The sequence below is a fragment of the Reyranella sp. genome, from assembly GCF_965229815.1.
In the GTDB taxonomy this organism is placed as follows: Bacteria; Pseudomonadota; Alphaproteobacteria; order Reyranellales; family Reyranellaceae; genus Reyranella.
The window spans coordinates 115,206-130,635 of sequence record NZ_CBDDJN010000008.1 but is presented as its reverse complement, the minus strand read 5'-3'; the positions used below and the strand labels follow the sequence as shown (position 1 = coordinate 130,635).

Annotated in this window: 15 protein-coding genes; 8 read left to right on the top strand and 7 right to left on the bottom strand. The window is 69.9% G+C overall.

The window, feature by feature from the left end; translation table 11 throughout:
- Nucleotides 1-2 precede the first annotated feature (2 nt).
- The 3 genes from ACO073_RS28225 (at nt 3) to ACO073_RS28215 (ending at nt 2,845) form a co-directional block, all read left to right on the top strand.
- Complete coding sequence (locus ACO073_RS28225) at nt 3-905, top strand: hypothetical protein (protein ID WP_422002474.1); 903 nt, start codon at nt 3-5, stop codon at nt 903-905.
- A gap of 189 nt (nt 906-1,094) precedes the next feature.
- A complete protein-coding gene (locus tag ACO073_RS28220) occupies nt 1,095-2,411 on the top strand; it encodes a tetratricopeptide repeat protein (RefSeq protein ID WP_422002473.1) in 1,317 nt (438 codons plus the stop codon).
- On the top strand, nt 2,408-2,845 hold the full coding sequence (locus ACO073_RS28215) for a response regulator (RefSeq protein ID WP_422002471.1): 438 nt from the start codon (nt 2,408-2,410) through the stop codon (nt 2,843-2,845). The genes ACO073_RS28220 and ACO073_RS28215 overlap by 4 nt, the downstream gene beginning before the upstream one ends.
- Nucleotides 2,846-2,866: 21 nt before the next feature.
- Here ACO073_RS28215 and ACO073_RS28210 read toward each other — a convergent pair whose 3' ends face one another.
- Genes ACO073_RS28210 through ACO073_RS28195 form a run of 4 tightly spaced genes read right to left on the bottom strand, consistent with a single transcriptional unit; the run spans nt 2,867 to nt 6,869 of the window.
- Nucleotides 2,867-3,712, bottom strand: coding sequence for a polysaccharide deacetylase family protein (locus tag ACO073_RS28210; RefSeq protein ID WP_422002470.1), 846 nt, complete (start codon nt 3,710-3,712; stop codon nt 2,867-2,869).
- 1 nt (nt 3,713) lies between these two features.
- On the bottom strand, nt 3,714-4,049 hold the full coding sequence (locus ACO073_RS28205; RefSeq protein WP_422002469.1) for a hypothetical protein: 336 nt from the start codon (nt 4,047-4,049) through the stop codon (nt 3,714-3,716).
- Entirely contained in the window at nt 4,036-5,877 is a 1,842-nt protein-coding gene (locus ACO073_RS28200) for a carbamoyltransferase (RefSeq protein WP_422002467.1), read from the bottom strand. Before ACO073_RS28200 ends, ACO073_RS28205 begins: the two co-directional genes overlap by 14 nt.
- Complete coding sequence (locus ACO073_RS28195; RefSeq protein WP_422002466.1) at nt 5,874-6,869, bottom strand: SGNH/GDSL hydrolase family protein; 996 nt, start codon at nt 6,867-6,869, stop codon at nt 5,874-5,876. Before ACO073_RS28195 ends, ACO073_RS28200 begins: the two co-directional genes overlap by 4 nt.
- Before the next feature lie 218 nt (nt 6,870-7,087).
- On the opposite strand from ACO073_RS28195, the gene ACO073_RS28190 reads away from it, so the two are divergent.
- Genes ACO073_RS28190 through ACO073_RS28170 form a run of 5 tightly spaced genes read left to right on the top strand, consistent with a single transcriptional unit; the run spans nt 7,088 to nt 11,657 of the window.
- Entirely contained in the window at nt 7,088-7,330 is a 243-nt protein-coding gene (locus ACO073_RS28190) for a phosphopantetheine-binding protein (RefSeq protein WP_422002464.1), read from the top strand.
- Nucleotides 7,331-7,346: 16 nt separating this feature from the next.
- Nucleotides 7,347-9,023: an AMP-binding protein gene (locus ACO073_RS28185; protein ID WP_422002463.1), complete on the top strand. Its 1,677-nt coding sequence runs from the start codon at nt 7,347-7,349 to the stop codon at nt 9,021-9,023.
- Complete coding sequence (locus tag ACO073_RS28180) at nt 9,024-10,202, top strand: MBOAT family O-acyltransferase (protein WP_422002461.1); 1,179 nt, start codon at nt 9,024-9,026, stop codon at nt 10,200-10,202.
- Nucleotides 10,199-10,432: a hypothetical protein gene (locus tag ACO073_RS28175; RefSeq protein ID WP_422002459.1), complete on the top strand. Its 234-nt coding sequence runs from the start codon at nt 10,199-10,201 to the stop codon at nt 10,430-10,432. Before ACO073_RS28180 ends, ACO073_RS28175 begins: the two co-directional genes overlap by 4 nt.
- The gene (locus tag ACO073_RS28170) at nt 10,419-11,657 is read left to right on the top strand and encodes a hypothetical protein (protein WP_422002457.1); all 1,239 of its coding nucleotides are present in this window, start codon (nt 10,419-10,421) and stop codon (nt 11,655-11,657) included. The genes ACO073_RS28175 and ACO073_RS28170 overlap by 14 nt, the downstream gene beginning before the upstream one ends.
- Nucleotides 11,658-11,665: 8 nt before the next feature.
- On the opposite strand, the gene ACO073_RS28165 is transcribed toward ACO073_RS28170, so the two are convergent.
- The 3 genes from ACO073_RS28165 to ACO073_RS28155 form a co-directional block, all read right to left on the bottom strand.
- The gene (locus ACO073_RS28165; protein WP_422002455.1) at nt 11,666-13,111 is read right to left on the bottom strand and encodes a mechanosensitive ion channel domain-containing protein; all 1,446 of its coding nucleotides are present in this window, start codon (nt 13,109-13,111) and stop codon (nt 11,666-11,668) included.
- A 563-nt stretch (nt 13,112-13,674) separates the two neighbouring features.
- Nucleotides 13,675-13,953: a hypothetical protein gene (locus ACO073_RS28160; protein WP_422002453.1), complete on the bottom strand. Its 279-nt coding sequence runs from the start codon at nt 13,951-13,953 to the stop codon at nt 13,675-13,677.
- A gap of 159 nt (nt 13,954-14,112) precedes the next feature.
- Nucleotides 14,113-14,817, bottom strand: a complete 705-nt coding sequence (locus tag ACO073_RS28155) for a hypothetical protein (protein WP_422002452.1) — start codon at nt 14,815-14,817, stop codon at nt 14,113-14,115.
- Between the last annotated feature and the right edge of the window lie 613 nt (nt 14,818-15,430).

The following is a 15,430-nucleotide window of genomic DNA, read 5'->3' as shown; positions in this document are numbered from 1 at the left end:
CGATGACGATCGAGGCGGAACGGGCGCGCTATGTGCCGGTCGAGAAGGGCTTCAACATCATGCGCGCGCCGCTCGCTCCCCGCGCCTTCGTCGACGAGCAGCGCCGCGCCTTCGCCCGCGAGACGCCGACCGGCTTCGTCGCCCTCGACCTCTCGGCGACGCTCGGCACGGAGCACGCCGCGACGACGCCGTTCATGCTGGCCCGCTACGCGCGCATCCGTCGCGGCGAGATGCTGCGGGCCACGCTGCCCGCGAGCGGCGAGATCTGGGCCGTGCTGCAGGGGGCGGGAACGCTGGAGCGCGATGGCGAGCGCATGGCCTGGCAAGCCGACGACATGCTCGCCTTGCCCGGCGGCATCGCCTCGACCTGGCACGCCGACGAGGACTCGGTTCTGTGGCTGGCCACCGACGAGCCGGCGCTGGCGTTCCTCGGCGTCCGGCCCGAGACCGCCGGGCGCGGAGCGATCGACGCGACGCACTATCGCGCCGACGACATCGGGCGCGAGCTGCGGGCGCTCTACGAGCGGACGATGGGACCGGACACGCCGGGCCGGGCCCTGTTCATGGCCAGCGCCCGCACCGAGCGGCTCGGAACGTGCCTCCCCGCCCTCACGCTCACCCTGAACGCTGTCCGCCCGGGCGAATCGCAGCGGCCGCACCGTCACAACGCCGCGGCCCTGGTGCTCGCGCTGCGCGAGGCGCGCTGCGCCTCGACGATCGGCGGCCAGCGGCTGCCCTGGACGCAGCACGCGACCCTGCTGACGCCGGCCGGCGTCACCCATGACCATCGCAACGCGCCGGTGGCCGGCGACGCGGTGCGCGACGACGACATCGCACTCGCCCTCATCGTCCAGGATGGCGGGCTCCATTACTACGCCCGCACCATGGGATTCAGCTTCGCCTGAAGCGCGACTCCGCCGGCGCGATCTTCAGTCCGGCCCCCTCAACTGACGATTGGTGAAGCGAGAAAAGACCGCGGGAATCCGCAGCGTCACACCCGAAATCTCGCGACCAGAGACCTGCAACTTTGCATGTCTGGATGACGTTCGCGCACCAACACCGGCCCTCATCCCGGACACACGGAGCCAGTCGCCATGTCAGTACGCGCCGTCGCGCGACCTCGGATCACTTCACTCCTCGCAATCGTCACGGCGCTCGGCGTGCCCGTCGCCGCCCACGCCCAGAGGAGCGTCGACCTTGCCGCGCTGGCAGCGGATTCGCCAACCACGACCTGCATCGGCAGCACCACGACGCCGCCTTCCGTTCGAATCGTGGCCTGCTCGGCCGCTCTGGACTCGAAGACGATTGCAGGCGCCGATCGCGCCGCAGCCTTCGTCCAGAGAGGGCAGGCCTATCGCGCGGTGCGGGACGAAGAGCGGGCGCAGGCGGACTTCCGGGCCGCCGTCGCGCAGTTCGACTCGCTGACCGAGCCCAACCGGCTCAACTCGGCGCATTTCCTGCAGCGCGCCATCGCCCGGCACGCAATCGGCGATGCCGTCCGGGCGCTCGCCGATTACGACGCCGCCCTGGCCCAGGACCCCGGCAATGCGCGGGCCCATCTCGACCGGGGCATCCTGCTCGCCCGCGATCCGGCGCGCCTCCGCGAGGCCATTGCCGCCTTCGACCGCGCGCTGGCGATCGTGCCCGACAACGTCGACAGCCTGCTCTTCCGCGCCGACGCGCATCTCAGGCTGTCGGAGCTCGGCGCGGCCAAGGCCGACGCGCAGCGGGCGGCGATGCTCTCGCCGAACAATCCGCGGACGATCTTCTTGCGCGGCTATGTGGCCGCCCGCCTCGGCGACAACGACCAGGCGTTTGCCGACTACTCCGAGGCACTGAAGCTCGATCCGCGCTTCACGGCCGCGCTGGTCAATCGCGCCGCCATCCTGTCCACCCGTGGCGACCATGACGCCGCGCTCGAGGATGCCAATGCGGCTCTCGAGCTCGATCCGGACAACGTGCTCGCCCACTACAATCGAGGCTACGCCCACTTCGCCAAGCACCAGTACGACGATGCGATCGCCGACTATTCGGAGGCGGTGCGCCACGATCACACGCTGGTCTGGGCCTATGCCAACCGCTGCCTGACGCGAACCATCGTCGGCCGCGACCTGGCGGACGCGCTGGCCGACTGCGATCGCGCGCTGGCGCTGCAGCCGGGCAACCTCGAAACGCGCGAGACCCGCGGCTTCATCTTCCTGAAGCGCGGTCAGCCGGAGAAGGCCCTGGAGGAATACGATGCGGTGCTGCAGGCCGATCCCAACCGGCCGCTCGCCCTGTTCGGTCGCGGCATGGCGCGGCGGGCCACGGGACAGACCGCTCAGGGTCTGGCCGACGAGAGGGCCGCGCGCGCCCTTCTGCCGACGGTCGGCCAGGAATTCGCCCGCTACGGCCTGGAGGTCCCGACGTGAGCGCGCGTCAGTCCAGCCATCCGGTGTCGGCCCCTCACGGCACGCCCCGCATCCTGGTCGTGGGCGACGCTCGAGCCCCCCGCGAAGCTCTCGAATCCGTCCTCAGCCGCGAGGGCTTCGAGACCGCGAGCGCGGCTTCCGTGCCGGAGGCGATCCGGGCCCTGGAGCGTCAGCCGGTCGACGCCGTTGTCGCCGACCTGTCCCTGAACGGCGGTCGCGACGGGTTGGACGTCGCCCGCTGGACGCGCAGGCACTTCCCCGAGACCGGCCTGCTGCTGCTTGCGGACGCCATGGTCTGGATCCCGACCTCCTCGCCGCTGGCGGGTGTGCCGCTCCTGGTCCGGCCAGTGACCGAAAGCACGGTTCTCGGACACCTGCGGGACCTTACCGGCAGACCTGCAGAGGAAACGGAAGCGGCGGTCGTCCGCCACTGAGCGCGGTCGCCGCGATACCGCTCAGGCGCGCGACAGCAGCTTGCGTGCGAGGCGCCGCCGCTTGGGCGCGTAGGCGAGGTCCATCAGGCCGCTGAGATAGAACTCGACCTCGCGCAGCGGCCAGCCGGCCTCGACATTGGTGCGTTGGATCCAGATCGGCGAGGAGCCCGGCCGCACGGGCAGGAGATTGGTCATGAAGACGCGGCGATAGCCGGCGCGGCGGATCTCGTCGAAGGCGCCCGCGCCGTAGGACCATTCCTCGCCGCCGACCCAGCAGAAATCCTCGACCGGATGGCCGAGCGCGGCGGCCATGTCCTGCCCGGCCCGGGTGATCTCGTCATGGAGCCGCTCGCCGGACAGATCGTCGCCCAGCCGGACGTGGGTGCGCGAATGGCAGCCGATGCGATGGCCGCTTGCCTCGAGCGCCCGCGCCTCCGGCCAGCACAGGCGCGGCTCCGGCTCGTCGCTCGCGGCGGCGAAGGCCGCGTCGGCTGCCGCGCGGTCGGCCGCCACGTACGCCTCGGGCAGGAAGAAGAAGGCACGGAAGCCGTGCTTCTCCAGCAGCGGCGCGGCGACGTCGTGGTTGGAGCGATAGCCGTCGTCGAAGGTGATGAGCAGGCGCGGCCGGTTTCCCGCGAGGCGCCCGGCGAGGCAGGCATCGAGGTCGTCCGGTCCCGCCGGATCGTAATGGCGAAGGTAGAAGGCGAGCTGCCGCTCCAGCCCGTCGCGCGAATGGGCCGGAGTCTGGTGATAGTTCAGCACCCGCAGATGATGGCGACCGAACAGGGCGCGCTGGGCGGCGAGACCCGCGGGAAGGCAGCCGAGCCCGGTCGCCGTCGCGATGATCGCCCGCTTCAGCCCGGCCATCTCAGTGCAAGGCGTAGATCAGCGACGAGGGCTCGGCCTCGCCCTCGCCCTGGGCGGCCGTCGCCAGCGCGGCATGGAGCGCCGTCACCCGTTCGATCAGCGCCGCCCGCCGGTCGGCCGGCAGGTCGGCGAGCACGTGCTGCAGCTCCGCCAGCGGCCCCTCGCGGTCCGGCCGGCGCATCTCGTCGAGGCTGAGCGCTGGCCGCGGCGCCGGGATGAAGTAGCTGCCGGCCGCCGGGTCGGACCGCAGCGCCATGCGCGGGTCGAGCGCCGGCTTTCCGTCTTCGGCGGTCAGGGCGGCGAACAGCGCGTCCAGCAGCTCGTCAGTCGAGGACAAATTCCTTCCTCCAGTCGTCGCCTTCGGCGCTGGCCGGCTGCTCGGCCTTCTCGAGCAGGCAATCCTCCAGCACCAGCAGGTCGATGTCGGTGCGCATGAAGCAGCGATAGGCATCCTGCGGCGTGTTGACGATCGGCTCGCCGCGCACGTTGAACGAGGTGTTGACCAGCACCGGGCAGCCGGTCGCCGCCTCGAAGGCCTGCAGGATGGCGTGGAAGTCGGGCTGGTCGGCGGCGCTCACGGTCTGCACGCGCGCGCTGTAGTCGACATGGGTGATCGCCGGCAGGGTCGAGCGGACCTTGTTGACCTCCGGGATCATGTCGGCGACGCCCTGGCGGAAGGCGGCCAGGTCGAAGGGCTGGCGGATCGCCTCGCGCACCGGCGCGACCAGCAGCATGTACGGGCTTTCGCCCTCCAGCTCGAAGAAGTCGCCGGCCCGCGAATCGAGCACCGCCGGCGCGAACGGCCGGAAGGATTCGCGGTACTTCACCTTGAGATTGACCTTGGATTGCATCTCCGCGCCGCGCGGATCGGCCAGGATCGAGCGGGCGCCGAGCGACCGCGGGCCGAACTCCATGCGGCCCGACAGCAGTCCCACGACCTTGCCCGAGGCCAGTGCCTCGGCGACGCGGCGGGCGCGCTCGGCACGATCGGTCACGCGGGCATAGGGATAGGCCTCGCGATCGAGGAAGGCCCTGACCTGGGCGCTCGAATAGGCCGGACCGAGATAGCTGCCATGCTGGCTGTCGCGCCCGCCCGTCCGCGGCGGACGCGGCACGCCGAGCCCCATGTGGGCGGCGTAGAGCGCCGCGCCCAGCGCACCGCCGGCATCGCCGGCCGCCGGCTGGATCCACAGCCCGTCGACGATGCCCGAGCGCAGGATCTTGCCGTTGCCCACGCAGTTCAGCGCTACGCCGCCAGCCAGCGCGAGGTTCCGTTCGCCGGTCAGCCGCCGTGCCTCGCGGGCCAGCCGCAGCATGATCTCCTCGGTCACCGCCTGGATCGAGGCCGCCACGTCCATGTGGAAGAGCTCGATGCGGCTTTCCGGCTCGCGCGGCGGCGCGCCGAACAGGGCATGCATCTTCTCGCCGGACATCGCCGCGCCGTCCATGAAGGCGAAATAGTCGAGGTCGAGCGCGAACGAACCGTCGTCCTTCACGTCGATCAGGTGCTTCAGGATCAGGTCGGCGAAGCGCGGTTCGCCGTAGGGGGCGAGCCCCATCAGCTTGTACTCGCCGGAATTGACCTTGAAGCCGCAATACTGGGTGATGGCGCTGTACAGCAGGCCAAGCGAATGCGGGTAGCGGATCTCGCGCAGCAGCTCGAGCCGCTCGCCGCGCCCATGGCCCATGGTGAGCGTCGCGTGCTCGCCGACGCCGTCGATGGTGAGCACCGCGGCGCTCTCGAACGGCGAGGGATAGAAGGCCGAGGCGGCGTGCGACAGGTGGTGGTCGACATAGGCGACCGGCCGGCGCGTGCCCAGCGCCTGCTCGATCAGCGCGCCGACGTTGAATTTCTCGCCGACCACCGAGCGCATCGCCGCGCCGAAGGGCTCGCGGCCGCGCGGCGCCACGGCGGCGAAGTTGCGCAGGACGCGATCGAAGGTGAGCCAGGGATTGTCGTAGTAGGCGACCAGCTCGAGGTCGGACGGCTCGACGAAGGCCTCGCCCAGGCAGTAGTTCACCGCGTTCGCCGGGAAGCGGCGATCGTGCTTGCGGCGCGTGAATCGCTCCTCCTGCGCCGCGGCGACGATCTCGCCGCCGCGCACGATGGCAGCGGCCGAATCGTGATAGAGGCCCGAAATACCCAGGATGTACGGCGCAGTCACACGGCCCTTCCCGTCGCTGGCGCCGTTTCACCGACAAGCCGACGCAACGTCCCGGCCAGCGACTGCGCTATCGCGCGATGGCCCGCCGGGGTCAAGTGCACGTCCCGCTTGAAGCGGAAGGATCGGCGGGTCTGCGCATCGTATGCGAGGAGGTCGTCCAGCGGATCGTGCAGCACGAAGCCGCCCTCGCGGGCCAGCTCGGCGAAGCGCTGGCGATAGGCCGGCGGGTCGGCGGTGCCCTCGACATGCTGGTAGAGCGGCAGCGGCATGAGCACCACGGGCTGCGGCACCTCCGCCCGCCAGGCCAGCAGGATCGCGCGCATCAGGCGCCAGGCCGGGTTGTCGGGGCTGTCGTATTCCGGCGTCGGCTGGTAGCGGGTGAGCTGCTGCACCACCTCCTGCAGGCCCATCGAGCGCACCAGCTTGCGCAGCATCGGGAACCGGCCGCCGCGGTCGACGGCATCGTTGCCCTCCAGCTCACGCGCCGTGACGGGCTCGCGCGGCACCGGCACGTGACGCAGCTCGAGCCTGTCGCCGTCGAGCTCGAAATACGGCTTGGCCAGGAACTCGACCTTGCCGTCTTCCGTCTGGGACGGCCGGTAGGGGCTGACGATCCGCCGGATGTTCTCGACCAGCACGGCCATCACGATCGCGGTGGCCGGGGCGCCGGCGGCCACCTTGCGATAGCAGAGATACTGGACGTCGGTGCCGCTGCCCGGCAGGCCGAAATTGTGGACCTGGGCGGCGGAAAGCAGCCCTTCGAGGACGTCGGTGTAGCGGCTGCCGTTGGAGACCCCGTCGCCGGCCGTGAAGGAGTCGCCGAACACCAGGATGCGGCTCGCCGGATCGTCGCGCTCGAACTCGCGATCGTTGCGGAATCCCTGCCCGTTGGTGCGGACCAGGTAGCCGCCCTCGTCGTTCGCCACGCGGGTCTTGAGATGGGGCACGAAGCGATAGCCGAGATCGGGATCGTACTCGAAAAGTGTCGTCATCCCCTCGTATCCGTCGCCGACGCGCGCCCGCCGAGCCTACCCTGCCGGCCTCCGATACGCCAACGCAACGCCCCGGACGAAATTTGCAGTCCGTGTCGACCAGCCCCCCGCCGCGCGACGGTGTGGACTTGCCCGGACGGGGTGGGTAGCTAGAGCGCTTGGCGTGGGAGCCGCGCGATCCTTTCGGGGACAACGCCGCGGCGTCGGGCGAGGACGGCATGGAATACGCGAATCTGCGGGGCGTGGTCGGCGACGCGCTGAAGCAGGAGCTGAGCGGCATCGACCTGACCGACGATCTCGAGCTGGTCGAATCGGGCATCATCGATTCGCTGGCCCTCACCACGATCGTCGCCGCACTGGAAGCCGCCTACCCCGGCCTGCGCATCCCCGACAGCGACGCCACCGTCGACAATCTGGGATCGATCGACCGCATCCGGGCATACCTCGCGACGCGCGCCTGACGGAGCCCAGCCGCCGGTGCTGCCGCTCGGCCTCCATCTCCGCGACCGCCTCGCCGGCCAGCCTGACCGCACCGTGGCGACCTACGTCGCCCTGGACGGCCAGGCACGTCCCCTGTCCGCTCGGGAGCTGTCGGCAAGGGCCCAGGCGGTCAACGCGGCCCTGCGGCACCTCGGGCTAGGCGACCGCTCGCTGGTCGCGATCGTCCATCGCAGCGGGCCGTGGCTGCATGCCGCCTGGCTCGGCACCCTGTGGGCCGGTCACGTGCCCACGGTGATCGCCCCGCCCTCGCCGCGCATGGAGCCGCGCAAGTATGCCGAGGGGTTCGCCGGCATGGTCGGTCATCTCGGGCTCGACGCCGTGATCCTGGACGACGGGACGCAGGCGGCGCTCGGCGGCCTGATGCCGGCCGGCACGCCCTGGCTCGCGACCGATTCCCTGCAGCCGACCGACGAGGCGGTGCCGATCGACGAGCGCGCGGGGCTCGACGACGAGGTGGCCGTGCAGCACACGTCGGGCACGACCGGCCTGCAGAAGGCCGTCGGCTTCACCAGCCGGCAGCTCCATGTCCATGCCGGGGCCCTGCTGCAGCGCCTCGAGGCGACGCCGCAGGACGTCGTGGTGAGCTGGCTGCCGCTCTATCACGACATGGGCTTCATCGCCTGCTTCGTCACGCCGCTGATGAGCGGGCTGCGCATGGTCGAGATGTCGCCGTTCGACTGGGTGCAGCGCCCGGCCCTCCTGTTCGACGCCATCGAGGCGCACCACGGTACGCTGTGCTGGCTGCCCAACTTCGCCTTCCGGGTGCTGGTCGAGGACCGCGTGCTGAAGGCGGCCGCCGAGCGCGGCCGGCCGTGGCGGCTGGGCGGCCTGCGCGCCTTCATCAACTGCTCGGAGCCGGTGATGGAGGAAGCCGTCGCCGCCTTCGTCGATCGGTTGGCAACCCACGGCGTGCGGGCCGGCCAGGTGATCGCGAGCTACGCGATGGCCGAGGCAATTTTTTGCGTGACCCAGAACGAGATCGGCGCGCCCCGCCGCGCCGCCGTCTCGCGCGACGCGCTCGATCGCGACGGGCGGGCAACGCCCCGTTGCGCCGATGCGGCGGACGCCGTGACGCTGGTATCCTGCGGCCGCGCCCTGCCCACAGTCACGCTGGAGATCCGCGATGCCGCCGGCCAGATCCTGCCGGAGGGCCGGCTGGGACAGATCCACATCGCCGGGTCGCATGTTTTCAAGGGCTACCGCAGCGATGCCACGGCCGCTGCAATCGACGCGCGCGGCTTCTACGCCACCGGCGATCTCGGCTTCACGCTCGACGGCGAGCTCTACGTCACCGGCCGGCTCAAGGACCTGATCATCATCCGCGGCCGCAACTACTACCCGCAGGACGTCGAGGCGCTGGTCGGCACGGTCGACGGCGTGATTGCCGGCCGCGTCGTCGCCTTCGGCGTTCCCGACAGCGTCACCGGCACCGAGAAGCTCGTGATCCTGCTGGAGAGCCGGCCCGAGGAGCCGACGGGCAAGGTCGTGCTGGCGGTCCGCCGCCAGATCGCCCAGTCGCTCGACTGCACGGCGGGCGACGTGCGGATCGTGCCGCCGCGCAGCCTCGTGAAGTCGACCGCGGGCAAGATCTCGCGGGCCGAGAACCGGCGGCGCTACCTCGAGACCGCCGGGACCGGCCAACCCGGGCACTAGATGTATTTCCTCGCCACCTTCTACGCGCTGGTCGCCGCGGGCTTCGCCGCCACGCACCTCCTGCCGCCCGAAGCGATCCGCGGGCGCGCCGGCGCGCTGGCGCTGATCGGCATCGCGGGCATCGTGGGCCTGCTCGACCTGCCGGCCACCAGCCTCGCGGCGCTGGCGGTCTGCGTCGTGGCGGTGCCGATCGGATGCCGCATCGTGGCCGCGCGCGGCACCACGGCGACCATGGGGCTGCTGTTCCTCGCCGCCGGGCCGCTGCTGCTGAGCTGGTTCGTCGGCAAGCTCGCGACCGCCAACGGCTGGTCGCGCCTCACGCCGCTGCTGTTCGTCGGCGCCTCCTACATGCTGGTCAAGACCTGGTCGCTGCTGAAGGACATCCGCGACGGCAAGACCCGCTCGCCCGATCCCGTCGAGGTGCTGGCCTACCTGCTGCACCTGCCGACCTTTCTGGTCGGGCCGATGCACTATTTCAGCGAGTTCCAGGCCGAGTTGCGCAAGCCCTACCGGATCGACGGCGAGGCCGCCGTCGACATCGCCTTCCGCCTGACGCTGGGCATCGTGAAGATCTTCGGCATCTCCGGGCTGCTCGCGCCGGCGAGCCTGCTCGCCCTCGATCCGGCCGCTCCGGTCTCTCCCCTGGAGCTGCTGTGGGCGGCGATCGTCTACGGCGTCGTGCTCTACTGCGACTTCTCCGGCCACTGCGACCTGGCGATCGCCTGCTCGCGGCTGATGGGCGTCAACGTGCCGGAGAACTTCAACTGGCCCTACGCCGCCGCGTCGATCCGCGAGTTCTGGCGGCGCTGGCACATCACCTTCAGCCGGGCGCTGACCGCGCACGTCTTCGTGCCGGTGGTGCGCGTGCTGCAGAAGGCGTGGCCGCATTCGCCGGGGACCGTGTCGGTGGTCGGCTACGCCGCGACCTTCCTCCTGTGCGGCTTCTGGCACGGCGCCACGGCCAACTTCCTGCTGTGGGGCCTGTGGCACGCGATGGGCCTCGCGGCACAGGACGCCTGGATGCGGTTCCAGCGCGGCCGCGGCGTCCGCCCGACCGGCCGCAAGAGCCGGCCGCAGCAGGCGCTGGGGATCGCGGCGACCTTCCTGTTCGTGTCGGTCGGCTGGATCTTCTTCGTGTTGCCGATCGACCGCCTGGCGACGATCCTGCGGCTGCCATGAACATCGACCGCCTCCCCCTCTGGCTGCTGCCGCTGGTCGTGCTGGTCGTCCTCGCCCCGCCCGCCCTGCTGCTGGCCAAGCGGCGGGGCTGGATCCGCCTGCCCGTCACGCGCCGCGAGGGGATCGTGCTGGGCAAGATCCTGTTCGTCGTCGTCTCGATCATGGTGATGGTCATGCTGCGCAACGCCATCGTGCTGCCGGCCGGGCAGTTCATCTATGGCCGCTTCTGACCGGCCGGCCGCGACGGCGGCGCCCATCCGCTGGGGCCGGGTGTTCGCCCTGCTCGCCCTGCTGGCGCTGGTCGGCGAGGCGATCTCGCAGGGCATGATCTACGCCTATGCCGGCCGGCCCTTCCAGTCGCTGTCGGTCTACCGCTGGTCGCCCTACGGGCTGGTGCGCAACAATCCCGGCCTGACCTCGCCCGGCTACGAGATCGACCGCAGCGGCTTCCGCTCGCTCGGCGAGTACCAGAAGAAGAAGCCGCCGGGCACGCTGCGCGTGCTCCTGCTGGGCGGCTCGGTGCTCTATTCCGGCCTGGCCGGCGCCCGCCTCGAGCGCTACGGGCGGGTCGGCAGCAACGCAACCATCGCGCCCTTCCTGGAGGCGCTGTTCGCCAAGGACCCGACGCTGGCCGGACGAAAGGTCGAGGTCATCAACGCGGCGGTCAACTTCAACCGCATCGTCGAGATCGCGAGCGCCTATCTCGAGGAGTACATCGCCTGGGATGCCGACCTCGTGGTCGTGTTCGGCGGCATCAACAACTTCTTCTGGTTCCGCGAGGCCGGCGACTTCGCGGCCGGCCGCACGACCCTGCAGGCGCCGCATCCCTTCCGGCTGGAATTCGAGCGGCTGGTGAACGAGCAGAGCGCGGCGGCCTTCGTCGAGCGCGCCTGGCGCACTGGCGCCGAACATTCGGCGCTGCTGGCGCTGGCCTACAAGGGCAGCGGCGCGCTCGCCGACCGGCTGGTGGCGCTGGCGGCCCGCCTGGCGCCCGCCCGCCCGCCGCGGCCGGACCCGGCCCTGCGGCCGGAGACGCCGGCGGAGCAGGACGCCTACATGCGGCTCTATGCCAGCTACGCCGATGCCATGATCGCCGCCGCGCGGGCGGCCGGACAGGGCATCGTCTTCGTCTGGGAGCCGGCGCTGGCGCATCTCGTCGGCGTCAAGCCGCTCAGCGACGAGGAGCACTCGCTGGCCGATCCGATCCGGAATCATCCCAACCGCATCGCCCAGTTCGAGGCCTCGCGGCAGGCCTTCCACCGCATCCTCGACCGGCAGGGCGTGCCGGTGATCGACCCGACGGACGCGCTGCGCGCCCATCCCGGCACGGTGTTCATCGACTATGTCCACTACACGCCCGACGGCAACCGTTTCATGGCCGAGGTCGCCTATCCCACGCTGCGCGCGATGCTCGCCCGGCGGTTGAATGGACCGGCGCCGGCCCCGCCGAAGTAGGCAGCGCGTCAGCCGGGCGGCCCCTTGGCCTCGGCGAGGAGATTGTCGCCGGGAGCCACCGGCCGCACGCGGCTGGCCTGTTCCTTCAGCAGCCCGGCCTCGCTCCCGAGCCCGGCTTCGGCTTCGGTCGAAACGCTGTCCGCCGACTCGGTCGGTGGGCGCGGCTCCGGAGAAGGCCCGGTACGGGCGCCCTCCGACATGATGACCGGAACGCCCTGCGGAAAGACGACCTCGCGCGCCTCGTCCGGCATGCTGATGCCGCGCTGCTGATAGGCCCGCTTCACGAGGCGGATGATCGAGGAACGGACCTTGATGGGGCTGTGCTCGTTGCCGTCGAACCAGAAGTAGATCTTCAGGTCCACTGTCGCCTTGCCGAGATTGTCGACCAGCACCAGGGGCTCCGGCTCGCCGAGGACGGCCGGATGCGCCAGCAACACCCCGCGCGCGACCTCCTGGGCAAGATCGATGGAGTCGTCGTACCCGATGCCGACGACGAACGACTCGCGCCGCTGTGGATTGGTGGTGAAGTTGCGCAAGTTCTCCCGGTACATCGTCGCATTGGGCACCTCGACGATGTTGCCCTCCGGCGTCATCAGCACCGTGGAACGGATGTTGAGCTGCTGGACGTAGCCGGTCTCGTTCGCCACCTCGATGAGATCCCCGGTGTCAAAGGGCCTCTGCAAGCTGAGGAAGATGCTCGCCAGGAAGTTCTCCGTGATGCTGCGGAAGGCAATGCCGAGCACCAGTCCGACCAGCCCCGTACCGCCGACCACCGTCAACGCGAGCTGGGTGAGGCCCGAAACACGCAGCACGATGTACAGGCCGGCGAAGAAGACGAGCGCCGCGATCGCATAGGCGGCGACCCCGCGCATCAGACGGGAATGCAGCCGATCGCGAAGGAGGGCGCGGACAACTCTCAGCGTCACCCAACTGACGCCGAGCGACAGGCCGAGGATGAGGAAGGCCAGCACGACGAACGGCAGGGCGCGGGAAACGTCGCGGCGCAATTCGTCGAAGCCTTCACGGGTCGCCGCGAAGTTCCAGGCGACCGGCTGGACGACCCGCAGGCGGTTCGCGACGGCCACGACACCCTGCGTGTTGCGGGCAAGGTCGCCCGCCCACTTCTTGAACTCGTCCGTGGCCGCACGGCCCGTCAGGAAGACGACGCCGTCCTTGACCTCGACCGCGTACTCCGGGAACCAGCCGGTCGCCGCCATGATGTCCTTGAGGCGCCTGGCGATCTCCTCGTCGCCGACGACGGACTGGACATCGACCCTTGGCGGAGCGGGCGCCGGCACGTCGTTGCCCGACGCCTGCGCCAAAGCAACGCCTACAACTGCGACGAGCACCGCCACACCGGACAGGATCACAATGCCGAGGCGCCTCGCTCGACCGGCAAGGCGTTCGAGAGGCTCGCCTGCGGACCGCATCCCGGGGACGATGGTTCTGGGCATCAGGCACTCCTCTGGCAGCTGGCCAAGCCAGAGGCGGAGAACGAATGGCCGGCCCTCCTGGTTGCACATCGACTGATTCTGACGGGATCTTCGAGCGGCCTGATCTGTCACGGGTCTGCAAAGGGCCAAACGCGGGTCGCGAAACGGCACATGCAAATTCAACCCTGCCACAAATAGCATAGGCGCTGTGGCATTCTCGCCGAAGTTGAGATCTTCGCGTCGGCTTGCGTCTCGCCTCTAGCTGCCAGGGATCGCACATGGCCTCGCCTCTTCGCGGATCGGGTAAGCAAGCGTCCTCATCGGGTCGGGCGCGCTCGACGCCCGTCCCCGATTCGTTGCTGCCGATGGTGTCCCGTCAGAAATACGAGCGGCAACGGCATCCCGACCGCGGCGAGGTCAAGAAGTTGCGCGACCCCGAGGGCCCGAAGACGCCGAGCGTGCCGCCGGCCCGTCCGCAGCGACGGGCGACGTCCCATCGGTAGCCGCGTGGCTGACAGCCTGCCGGTCCACACGATTTCGTGAGCGAACCACCCGGCCCCTGAACGGAGGCTCAGGCAGGCTTCCTATGCGATTCCCGGAGTGGCGCGATCGGAGTCGGTGACATGCGCGAGCGCCGCCTGGGCGTGATCCTCGATCAGCCGTCCGATCTCGCGGACCTGGCCGAGCGAGACCTGTAGCGGCGCCGAACGCGGGATGCCGGCTTCGACCTGATCGACGGCGGCCTGCAGAAGCCTCACGGCGGCCTGGATCTTCTCGATCTCGGTCGCGACGAGACCGAGAGCGTCGTTCAAATGGATGGGGTCGGTTCCAACAGACATGAGCATGATCAGGTCGCGCGGCACCTTCCTTGGTGCCAGTGGACCGACCCGGGGGCAAGCGATGGGCCCCCGCACTTTCACCGCAGCTGCCCTGTGCCATCGCTGATGCCGCAGTAAGGTACACGTAAGCCGGAGGCGGACGCCCTCCGCCCTCGCGAGGTGCCGCGGACCCGACCGCGATCCCTATCGGGTCCGTTCGAGATTCGCCGCCAGCGTTGCCGTGGCCTCGTCGATGGCAGCCGCGAGGCTGGAGCGGACTGTCGCCGGTGTAACCGACGCCTTCGTGACGGTGACGACGTCCCGGTAGAGCGCATTCCCGATCTCGAGGAAGTTGGCGTCGTCCGGCCGCGGGCGCAACCGCTTCAACTGAGCCGATTTCGGGAAGAGCGTGGCTCCCGCCGTCAGCACGAGGTTGCCCGAGTTGAAACCCAGCCTCGCGAACACGAGCAGCACCGAAGCATCCTTCGATTCGTCGTACAGCCGTCGCACCGCAGCGGTATCCGTGGCCGTGTTCATGGTGGGACGCATGACGATCTTCATGTTCTGCACCGCACCGAGCCGGCGTGAGGCCGCTGCGAAAAACTCCTCCTTGAAATCGAATCCCTGCAGCGCATCCGTCAGCGTCCGCGCTTCCTTCTTGGCCTCCGCCTTCCGATAGCCATCCGCGATGCCGTACACGAGGGCGCCCAGCAGACCTCCGGCGCCCGCGGTGCCGGTCGGGGTGAACGCTACGTCCGGTTCGGTCTGCGGTATCGTCACGATCCCGTCGACGGGGCCAAGGGCAGCCTGTTCCGGCTTGGACAGCACTCTGGACGACTGAACCGGCGCCTGCTCGCAGGCACAGAGACCAAAGACAACGACCAGGACGATTCGAGACCAGACGCGCACCAGACACTCCCCTGGATTGTTCTTTCCTTCAGGTTAGCAGACCATGCGTGTGCCGGTCCCGGCAAAGGTCCTTATCGCCCTCGCTCGGGATACGGCCCATCCGGACCGAAGGGATCTACAGCGCGACGACTTGAGGTCCATCACCATTTCGCTGGGGGCGCGCCACTCCGAGGTTGTGAAGCTATCGGAGGGCGCTCGGGTAGAGACAATCGGGTTCCTCTCCCCCGCCAGGGGGAGAGGCTAGGAGAGGGGGATCGAAGGCTGCCTCCAGCCCCCTCACCCAACCTTTCCCCCTGGCGGGGGAGAGGAGCATGAGAAAGGGCGCGTTCTTTCGCTGCCAGGGGCGCGCCACGCCCGAGGCACGTCATGCTCTTCTGGACCGCGGGCCTCCAGGCCCGCTCATGAACCTGATGCGGACCTGGAGGTCCGCGCTCCGATAGCTTCACAACCTCGCCGTGGCGCGTCATTGGACCGGGGACCTCAGGTCCGCCTCACGATCCTGAGCGGACCCGGAGGTCCGCGCTCGGACAGCTTTGCAGCCACTCCGCGGCGCTCGCCGGCTGTCGTCGCCAGGATGCGTCACGGGAGTGGCGCGCCCCCAGCAATGAATCGC